8 protein-coding genes and 1 pseudogene are annotated in these 7,865 nt (G+C 43.8%); 3 read left to right on the top strand and 6 right to left on the bottom strand.

From position 1 onward, the window contains the following. The 5 genes from smc to ACE5CV_RS05255 form a co-directional block, all read right to left on the bottom strand. Positions 1-3,141 (bottom strand): chromosome segregation protein SMC (gene smc / locus ACE5CV_RS05275; protein ID WP_374949119.1); only part of this gene is annotated, 3,141 nt, incomplete at its 3' end. A 135-nt stretch (positions 3,142-3,276) separates the two neighbouring features. Beyond that, entirely contained in the window at positions 3,277-4,062 is a 786-nt protein-coding gene (locus tag ACE5CV_RS05270) for a PhzF family phenazine biosynthesis protein (RefSeq protein WP_374949118.1), read from the bottom strand. 10 nt (positions 4,063-4,072) lie between these two features. Beyond that, on the bottom strand, positions 4,073-4,735 hold the full coding sequence (locus tag ACE5CV_RS05265) for an ATP-binding cassette domain-containing protein (protein ID WP_374949117.1): 663 nt from the start codon (positions 4,733-4,735) through the stop codon (positions 4,073-4,075). After that, positions 4,710-5,036, bottom strand: a complete 327-nt coding sequence (locus ACE5CV_RS05260; RefSeq protein WP_374949116.1) for a hypothetical protein — start codon at positions 5,034-5,036, stop codon at positions 4,710-4,712. Before ACE5CV_RS05260 ends, ACE5CV_RS05265 begins: the two co-directional genes overlap by 26 nt. A gap of 108 nt (positions 5,037-5,144) precedes the next feature. Continuing rightward, a complete protein-coding gene (locus ACE5CV_RS05255; protein ID WP_078348167.1) occupies positions 5,145-6,005 on the bottom strand; it encodes an RNA polymerase sigma factor RpoD/SigA in 861 nt (286 codons plus the stop codon). A 221-nt stretch (positions 6,006-6,226) separates the two neighbouring features. Between ACE5CV_RS05255 and ACE5CV_RS05250 the strand changes: the two genes are divergently transcribed. Genes ACE5CV_RS05250 through ACE5CV_RS05240 form a run of 3 tightly spaced genes read left to right on the top strand, consistent with a single transcriptional unit; the run spans position 6,227 to position 7,681 of the window. After that, positions 6,227-6,883 carry a DUF2975 domain-containing protein gene (locus ACE5CV_RS05250; RefSeq protein ID WP_374949115.1) on the top strand — a complete coding sequence of 219 codons (657 nt, stop codon included), beginning with the start codon at positions 6,227-6,229 and terminating at the stop codon, positions 6,881-6,883. Between the two features lie 9 nt (positions 6,884-6,892). Further along, positions 6,893-7,474, top strand: a complete 582-nt coding sequence (locus ACE5CV_RS05245; protein WP_374949114.1) for a hypothetical protein — start codon at positions 6,893-6,895, stop codon at positions 7,472-7,474. 3 nt (positions 7,475-7,477) lie between these two features. Continuing rightward, positions 7,478-7,681 carry a helix-turn-helix domain-containing protein gene (locus ACE5CV_RS05240; protein WP_374949113.1) on the top strand — a complete coding sequence of 68 codons (204 nt, stop codon included), beginning with the start codon at positions 7,478-7,480 and terminating at the stop codon, positions 7,679-7,681. 4 nt (positions 7,682-7,685) lie between these two features. Here the strand turns inward: ACE5CV_RS05240 and ACE5CV_RS05235 are convergent. Beyond that, positions 7,686-7,865: pseudogene (locus ACE5CV_RS05235) on the bottom strand (MBL fold metallo-hydrolase); the annotation flags it as partial.

The following is a 7,865-nucleotide window of genomic DNA, read 5'->3' as shown; positions in this document are numbered from 1 at the left end:
ATTAAACAAGGAGCGGAATACCTTGATAAAGTTCTCGCGTACCATTATGAATGCAGCCATAAACTTTTCGCGGGCGGTATCGTCAATCTCCTGTATGGTTGCCAGTAACGAGGCCTTGGCTTCGGCCAGATCTTTTTTCTGCGAATTGATAAACGTATGGCGCTCGCTCATTTCATTATAAGCTTCAACAGCCATTGGGTTTATGGCGCCAAAGTCATCGAGCTGGCGTTTCATCTTTTCAGTCTTATCGCGTATCTCGTCTTCGTTCGCTGTGTCGCTTTGTTCAGCGTCAAGCAGATTGTTAATATCTACATTAAATTCAACCGAAAGGCGCTCTTTAAGTGCGTTCAATTCCAGCTTTAAATTATTACGCTGGTCTTTTAGTTCATTTTCTACCAGTTCCACGCGGTCTTTTTGTTGCCTTAACCTGGATATCTCATTTTCGCCTTCCGTGATCTTTGCGCGCCATGCATAATATTCCTGCTCGGCTTCTTGCGTGCCTTTTTCAAGCGATTCTTTTTGCTCATACATTTCCAGCAGGCTTTCATCACTATCGCCGGTTTGCTGCAGGTTTTCCAGTATAGCAGCTTTTACCTTTTCCATTTCGGCAGTGTTTTGCCGGATCCGGGTTTCCAGGTGCTCTAACTGTGTTTCGCGGTAATCCAGATCTTTAGCCAACCCGGAAACCTTGTTTTGCTGTTGATGGTACCGGATATTTTCCTGATTGCAGGTGTTCGATTGCACCGTTACCATTTCATTCAGTTCGTTAAAGGCCTGCTGTTTATCCAGCATCAGGTCGCTTTGGATCTGCCGCTGTGTTTTAAGTTCGGCCAGTAGCGGGCCCAGGTTTTGAATTTCCTGCTGAATGCTGGTGATCTTATTGGCGATATCCTGTTTTCGGTTCAGGCTGTTCTCGATAAACGCCTGGTATTGTTCCTGTTTGGTTTTAACAGTGATCAATTCTGTATTCAGTTGATTAAGCGCTACTTGCTTTTGCCTTATTTCATCGGCACGGGTAGATGCTTTTAAAGCTGCAAGTTTGCTTTGCAATTCATCTCCTTGTTTCCGTAAAGCTGCAATGCGGGTTTCGGCTTGCTTGATCTCCTTTAACAGGTTGTCCAGGTTTTTGGCCCTGCCTATCCGCTTCCCTTCAAATAACCCTACCGAACCACCCGCCATGGTATGCCGGGATTTATTGAATTTACCGCTTTTGCCTATCAACACAATACCATCAGGCAATTGCGCCGCGTTAATATCCGTTTCCGACTGGTCATTCACCAGGTAAACATGCTGCAACAAATTTGTACATAAAGCCCTGTAACGGTCATCAACTTCAACCACAGATAGGGCCGGGGTTCCCTGATCAAAAACGATAGGCTTTTGGGGTATCGATTCGTAATTATCTAAAATGAAAAATTGCGCCCGGCCTTTAGCAGAGTTACTTAGCAGGTTTATGGCTGCAATGGCTTCTTCATAATTGTTCACCACATAGTGGTTCATTAAGGGCTCCAGGTAATTTTCTATCGCAACGCGGTAATCTTCTTTGCAAAATAATATATCGCTAAACAGGGTAACTGTTTTAGCCCAGTTGGTATTCTTCTTTAAAAACCGTATCGACTCCGGGAAACCTTCCAGGTTATCAACCAGGCTTTTTGTAAGATTATATTCGTTTTGCCGGGCATCCAGTTTACGGCTGTCGACTGCAATTTGGTTGGTTACAGTTTTTAGTTCTTCGTCGGTCGTGGTGATTTGCTCCTGCAACTTTGCTTCTGCATCCACCGCAAATTCATGTTCACCTTTAAGGGTTTCGGCACGGTTCTCCAGTTCGGCAACAGCTACGTTAAAATGGCTTAGCTCGGCTTCTTTATTGCTGGCGTCTTCCATGTTGCGCTGGCTTTCCTGCTCCAACGCCTGCTGCTGGATATGCAGGATCTCCATATCTTTCTCGGCCTTATAAGCCTGATTTTGCAGCCGGTTGGTAACACTGTTCAGTTCGTTTAATTCGTTGCGTGCATCGGCCTGTGACCATCTCAGTTCATCAACAGCATCCTTCAGTTCGGCAACGCGCTGCGTAAGGGTTTGCAGGTTTTCCTCTTCCTGCAGTTTTTCTTCGTTAAGGCGTTTAATATTATACTGAACATGCTTAAACTGGTTTCCGTCGCGTTCCAGCTCGTCTTTTAAACGTGTTTCTTTATCCTGCTGATGCTTTAGCTGCTCATTCTTGATACGCTTTTCACTTTCGTAAGCGCGAATCTTAGCCGTGAATTCATTGCTTGCTTTTTGCTGTGCCGCCAGATTTTTTTCGCGGGTAAGGCTATCCAGTTTAGATTGCTGCAGCGATGCCTCCAGCGTGTCGATCTGCGTTGCGATACCTGATTTTTCGGTACGTTGCACCTGTTCTTTATCTTCAATGGCTGCGAGCGACTTACTGAAACCAGCTATGCGGAAGGATGCCAGCGATATGCTCAGTTCTTTATACTGATCGCGAAGGCGATAGTAACGCTCTGTTTTTTTTGCCTGGTTCTCCAGTGTCTTCAGGTTCTTTTCAATTTCGAAAAGCAGGTCTTCCACACGCTCCAGGTCGGCCTCTGTGTCCTTTAACTTACTGAATGTTTGCTTTTTACGAAGTTTATATTTAGAGATACCGGATGCTTCTTCGAACAGGTTACGGCGCGAACCTTCTTTATTATTAATGATCTCGTCGATCATCTTTAGCTCTATAATCGCGTAGGAGTTAGCGCCAATACCGGTATCCAGAAAAAGATCGGTAATATCCTTTAACCGGCATTGCACATCATTAAGCAGGTATTCGCTTTCGCCACTTCGGTACAACCTCCGGGTAATCGTAACCTGCGAAAAATCGGTTGGGAGCAGGTTTTTGGTATTATCGAAAGTAAGGGATACCTGGGCTAAATTGGCCGCTTTACGCGTTTTGGTACCGTTAAAGATGATGTTATCCATCTTCTCCGACCGTAAGGCCCTGGTGCTCTGCTCGCCCAATACCCAGCGGATAGAATCGACCACGTTAGATTTACCGCAGCCGTTAGGGCCGGCTATAGCGGTAACACCCTCATTAAAGTTGATGGTGATTTTATCGCCAAAGCTTTTGAAGCCCTTGATTTCTAACTGAGTAAGCTGCATTAGGGGATTATACCGGGTCTAAAAAATCAGACCTTTAAGATAAGAAAAAAAAGTTGATACCCAAATGTCTGCCACGCGGCTGTTGCAGTGCGCCGTTCTAACAAGAGCATCACCAGCACATAAATATTTAGATTGCTAAATGTATATCTCGCCCCTTAAATAAGTTACTGCTTTGCCGGCCATGGTTACGCGGTCGCCTTTTAATTCGCACCAAAGTTCGCCTTTGCGGGCGCTAACCTGGTAAGCGTGCAAGGTGTTTTTACCCAATTTGCCTGCCCAGTACGGTATCAGGTTGCAATGCGCAGAACCGGTAACCGGATCTTCAGGAACGCCGGCAGCCGGTGCGAAAAAGCGTGATACAAAATCAACATCCTTGCCCGGTGCTGTAACAATAACTCCAAGCGTATCAATTTTAGCCAATGCCGAATGATCCGGCACCATATTCCGGATATCGTCCTCGTTATCGTAAACCAGCACATAGTCGCGGGAGCGGAGCACTTCTTTAGGTTTTGATCCGCCTAAAGCTGCTACTAACCCTTCGGGCAGATCAGCCGCAAATGACGGGCGCGACGGGAAGTCCATCACATATTTTTCGCCCTCACGTTTTACTACCAATGCGCCGGCTTTCAACGTTTCAAAATTTATAACATCATCAGCATACCCCAACTCTGTAAATAAGATATGTGCCGAAGCCAGCGTTGCATGCCCGCAAAGGTCTATCTCCAGTTCGGGCGTAAACCAGCGCAGCAAATAACCGTTTTGATTTTTAACAAAAAATGCAGTCTCCGCCAGATTATTTTCCAGGGCTATCTTCTGCATCACAGCGTCGGGAAGCCACTCCTGCAACGGGCATACTGCTGCCGGGTTCCCGCCAAATAATTGATCGGTAAAGGCATCGGCCTGATAGATAGGTATCGTCATGATGGTAATATTAAATACCGCTAAGATAACCGTAAGTAACCAGATCTGCCTTATCCGTCACTGGTTTTGTACAGCCATTTGTAATGATAATCATGCGGTCGCTCACATCCAGTATGTTTTGATACTGGTGATCTGTTATAATTATCCCTTTGCGTTGTGCACAGGCTTTTATCACCGGTTTAAAAGCATCAGCCTGAACGGGGGAGATGTGAGTGAAAGGCTCGTCAAGCAGGATGAAATCGGCACGACTGTAAATAATCATCAGCATTTCCAGCTGCCTCAATTCACCACCAGAAAGCTGGGCGGGTGTTTTATGGCTGTGCTCACGGTAGATATCCAGCGCCGTAAAATCCGGCCAAGAGCCATGATCGACCAGCATGCCGGCCAGCTTGCTTATTTTGATGTTTTTTGGAAGGTAACTGTGCTGCGGCAAATAGGCGATTTGGTTATGATGATAGCCTTTTTGGATGAAATCACTGTTGATACTTACATACTTGTAGCTTGGCTTCAACGTCCCAAAGATCACTCTTAGCAAAGACGATTTGCCGCAACCGTTTCGGCCTAAAAGCCCAACAATTTCGCCTTGCCTGCATTCAAGGGACACATCTTGTAAAATCTTGCGCCCGTCGAACTCCAGTTGTACGCTATCAACCTTTAATACTTGCTGCGGCATGGAGAATGAGGTTTAGTGGTATGATCAATAGGAGCGAAGCGAGGACATCCATTAGCAAAGCGTATAAAAACAAGCGCCTTACCTGCATCCCGGCGTTACGGTAATAAAAGTATGTATTGCTTGCAGAGTAGTAATGCAAAAGGGCCGCACCGCAAAAACCAAATACTTTACAATAAAAAAGGCTTACAGCGTTGAACCCCATACCAAAGCCGCTCAATACGAAAAAACATAAGGTAAACGATACATTATATAGCCAAAGCGTACGATAATATTGAGTAGTAAGAGTGAAAAGGCGGTTCATTAATAAATAGATACGTAAACAGGCTAAATAAATTGTAGCGCTGCCATTCTACGTAACAAAAAAAGCCTCCGCTTGGTAGGGGAGGCTTTTCGATATCAGTTAAAACGATTATCCTAAATAAGATTTAAGGATCTTGCTGCGCGATGTATGGCGCAGGCGTTGTAATGCCTTGTCTTTTATCTGGCGAACGCGTTCTCGCGTGAGATTAAACTTCTCGCCGATCTCTTCTAAAGAAAGCGGGTGGTTGCTGCCCAACCCAAAGAACAACACGATGATCTCGCGCTCACGTTCTGTCAACGTTGACAAAGAACGTTTGATCTCTTCAGATAACGACTCGTTGATTAGGATAGAGTCTGTATTAGGTTCCTGGTTTTCCAGTACATCCAGTAGTGTATTTTCTTCACCCTGTACAAACGGGGCATCCATAGATACATGGCGGCCAGAATTGCTTAACGTATCCGATATTTTATCAACAGTAGTTTCTAAAATATCGGCTAACTCTTCCGGAGAAGGTTCGCGTTCGTATTCCTGCTCTAATTTTGAAAAAGCCTTGCTTATTTTACTTAACGAGCCTACCTGGTTAAGCGGCAGGCGTACTATACGGCTTTGCTCGGCAATGGCCTGCAAAATGCTCTGGCGGATCCACCATACCGCGTACGATATAAATTTAAACCCTTTGGTTTCATCAAAGCGCTTTGCAGCCTTTATCAGGCCCAAATTACCCTCGTTGATCAGATCGCCCAGTGTAAGGCCTTGATTTTGATATTGTTTAGCAACAGAAACCACAAAACGAAGGTTGGTTTTGGTAAGGCGCTCTAATGCGGCCTGGTCGCCTTCTCTAATTTTCTGAGCTAAGATTACTTCTTCTTCGGCAGTTATTAGATCCACTTTACCAATTTCGTGAAGGTATTTGTCGAGAGATTGCGACTCACGGTTGGTAATGGATTGCGTTATTTTGAGTTGTCTCATTTATTTAATTAGCCTCTGTTCTTATGATTAGGATTTAACGTGCAAACGTACAAATTTGTTTCTAAAAATAATAGAATATTACTAACTAAGCGATGGCTTCAGCATGAAATATCACAATAATTTCTTTGATTGGCAAAAGGTTAATATTTATTGTTAATCAATAAATAAATTTTGACTTGTAACAAATAATATTTTGATTTGTACAAGGAAAATTTACGGTCATGAAAAAAATCCGCTCGCTGCAAATACTGGTTTACATTGTATTTGGCTTACTGTTTATTCAAAATATTGCAGGTGCTGTGTACCATGGCGCGATAGAAGGCTGGAACAGTGCCGGAACCGATATTAGTGATACATCTTCGGCGTACGGCCAGCTATTGCCGGATGTAGTACTTAACCACCAATTGGTAACGAATAGCCCCTCCGAAACGTTAAAGGTGGGCGACGATTATACGCTTAGCAGCATTAATGTTACAGCCGATGTAAGGGTGCATAAACCAGCCCAAAACAGCACACCATTTTGGTTCGACCTGATCAAATTTGCAGTGGTGGCATTGGAATGCTTAGTAATTATCAAAATTGTAAGATCTATCAATCAGTTTATTGAACTGCTTGCCAAAAATGAAATGTTCAGCGAGCAATGTATAGCCCTGATCAGGACAACCGGCATTTTCGTATTGGCTTTTCCCGTTTTAGATTATGTGTTTGACTGGCTTAATTACTTTGAGCAAAAAATGCTGTTAAGCAGCAAGCTTCACGTGGTAAACAGCGCAACATTCGGCTTTGAGATCCTGCTGCTGGCTATCTTCATCTTTATAATAGCCGAAGCCTTTAAACAAGGCGCTAAATTGAAAGAACAACAAGATCTAACTATCTAAACTCTCAATATGAATATCAATCGGACTAAAACCATATTGATTCTTTTTGCCAGCATTTACGCGTTAATGCTTGTATTATTTGTTATTAAAAATTCCGGTATAAAACGGAGTATCAACATTGAGCAGCAAACGCAGGGCGGCATTGTAGTTATTAATAACGTGAAATATGGTACGCCGTATAAATTGGAGCGCACGCAGATAACCGTCCCTGTCGGCAACCCTTTTGATTATCTCTTTCTGGGTGCGGACGATGAGCAGGACAGCCTTTCCGGCGCTGCGGTTAAAATAATCATGACTGTGCTTATCATCCGGCTTATTGCGCAAATCAGTGCCGACAATCCGTTTCGGTCAAGCTATCTGAAGCAGGTAAGAATTATATCCGGCTTGTATTTGCTGGTTGTGATTTTAGCTTGTTTGAGGAATTGGTATACCAGTAATTATCTGTTAAAATATCTACCAGGATCCACTTATAAATATAAAGAAACTGTTTACAGCTTAGGGTGGTATTTGAGTTTAATAATTTTGGCCGCGCTGTATAACCTTTACACCCGAGCGGTAGATAATCAGCAGGAATTGGAGTTAACCGTTTAAGCTATGCCGATAATTATCAATTTAGATGTAATGATGGCAAGGCGCAAAATGTCGCTTAATGAGCTAAGCGAAAGGGTGGGTATCACAATTTCCAACCTTTCTATTCTTAAAACAGGCAAGGCCAAAGCCATCCGAATCGAAACCCTGGAAGCAATCTGTGCCGCGCTGGATTGCCAGCCGGGGGATATCCTTGAGTTTAGGGGATAGCTTGTTAAAGTTCACCCAATTTAAACGTCTCTTTTACTTTAATGCCTTTTTCGGTTTGTTGCAGGGTGCAGCATTCGTTGATCGGGTCATGCTCCAGATATAAAATAAATTCTTTTTCAACAGCCTCTGTTAAAAATGCTTTTTTCTCTCCCAGGGTTTTTAATGGGAACATGTCGTAAGCCAT

It is taken from the genome of Mucilaginibacter sp., from assembly GCF_964263795.1.
Taxonomy (GTDB): Bacteria; Bacteroidota; Bacteroidia; order Sphingobacteriales; family Sphingobacteriaceae; genus Mucilaginibacter.
The sequence above is the reverse complement of the archived record's forward strand: the minus strand, read 5'-3'. Positions and strand labels throughout refer to the sequence as shown.

Bases quoted from the DNA above. Each gene is read 5' to 3' on its own strand.
- ACE5CV_RS05255 (WP_078348167.1), bottom strand. From the start codon at position 6,005: ATGAGACAACTCAAAATAACGCAATCCATTACCAACCGTGAGTCGCAA.
- ACE5CV_RS05245 (WP_374949114.1), top strand. From the start codon at position 6,893: ATGAATATCAATCGGACTAAAACCATATTGATTCTTTTTGCCAGCATT.
- ACE5CV_RS05260 (WP_374949116.1), bottom strand. From the start codon at position 5,036: ATGAACCGCCTTTTCACTCTTACTACTCAATATTATCGTACGCTTTGG.
- ACE5CV_RS05250 (WP_374949115.1), top strand. From the start codon at position 6,227: ATGAAAAAAATCCGCTCGCTGCAAATACTGGTTTACATTGTATTTGGC.
- ACE5CV_RS05240 (WP_374949113.1), top strand. From the start codon at position 7,478: ATGCCGATAATTATCAATTTAGATGTAATGATGGCAAGGCGCAAAATG.
- ACE5CV_RS05270 (WP_374949118.1), bottom strand. From the start codon at position 4,062: ATGACGATACCTATCTATCAGGCCGATGCCTTTACCGATCAATTATTT.
- ACE5CV_RS05265 (WP_374949117.1), bottom strand. From the start codon at position 4,735: ATGCCGCAGCAAGTATTAAAGGTTGATAGCGTACAACTGGAGTTCGAC.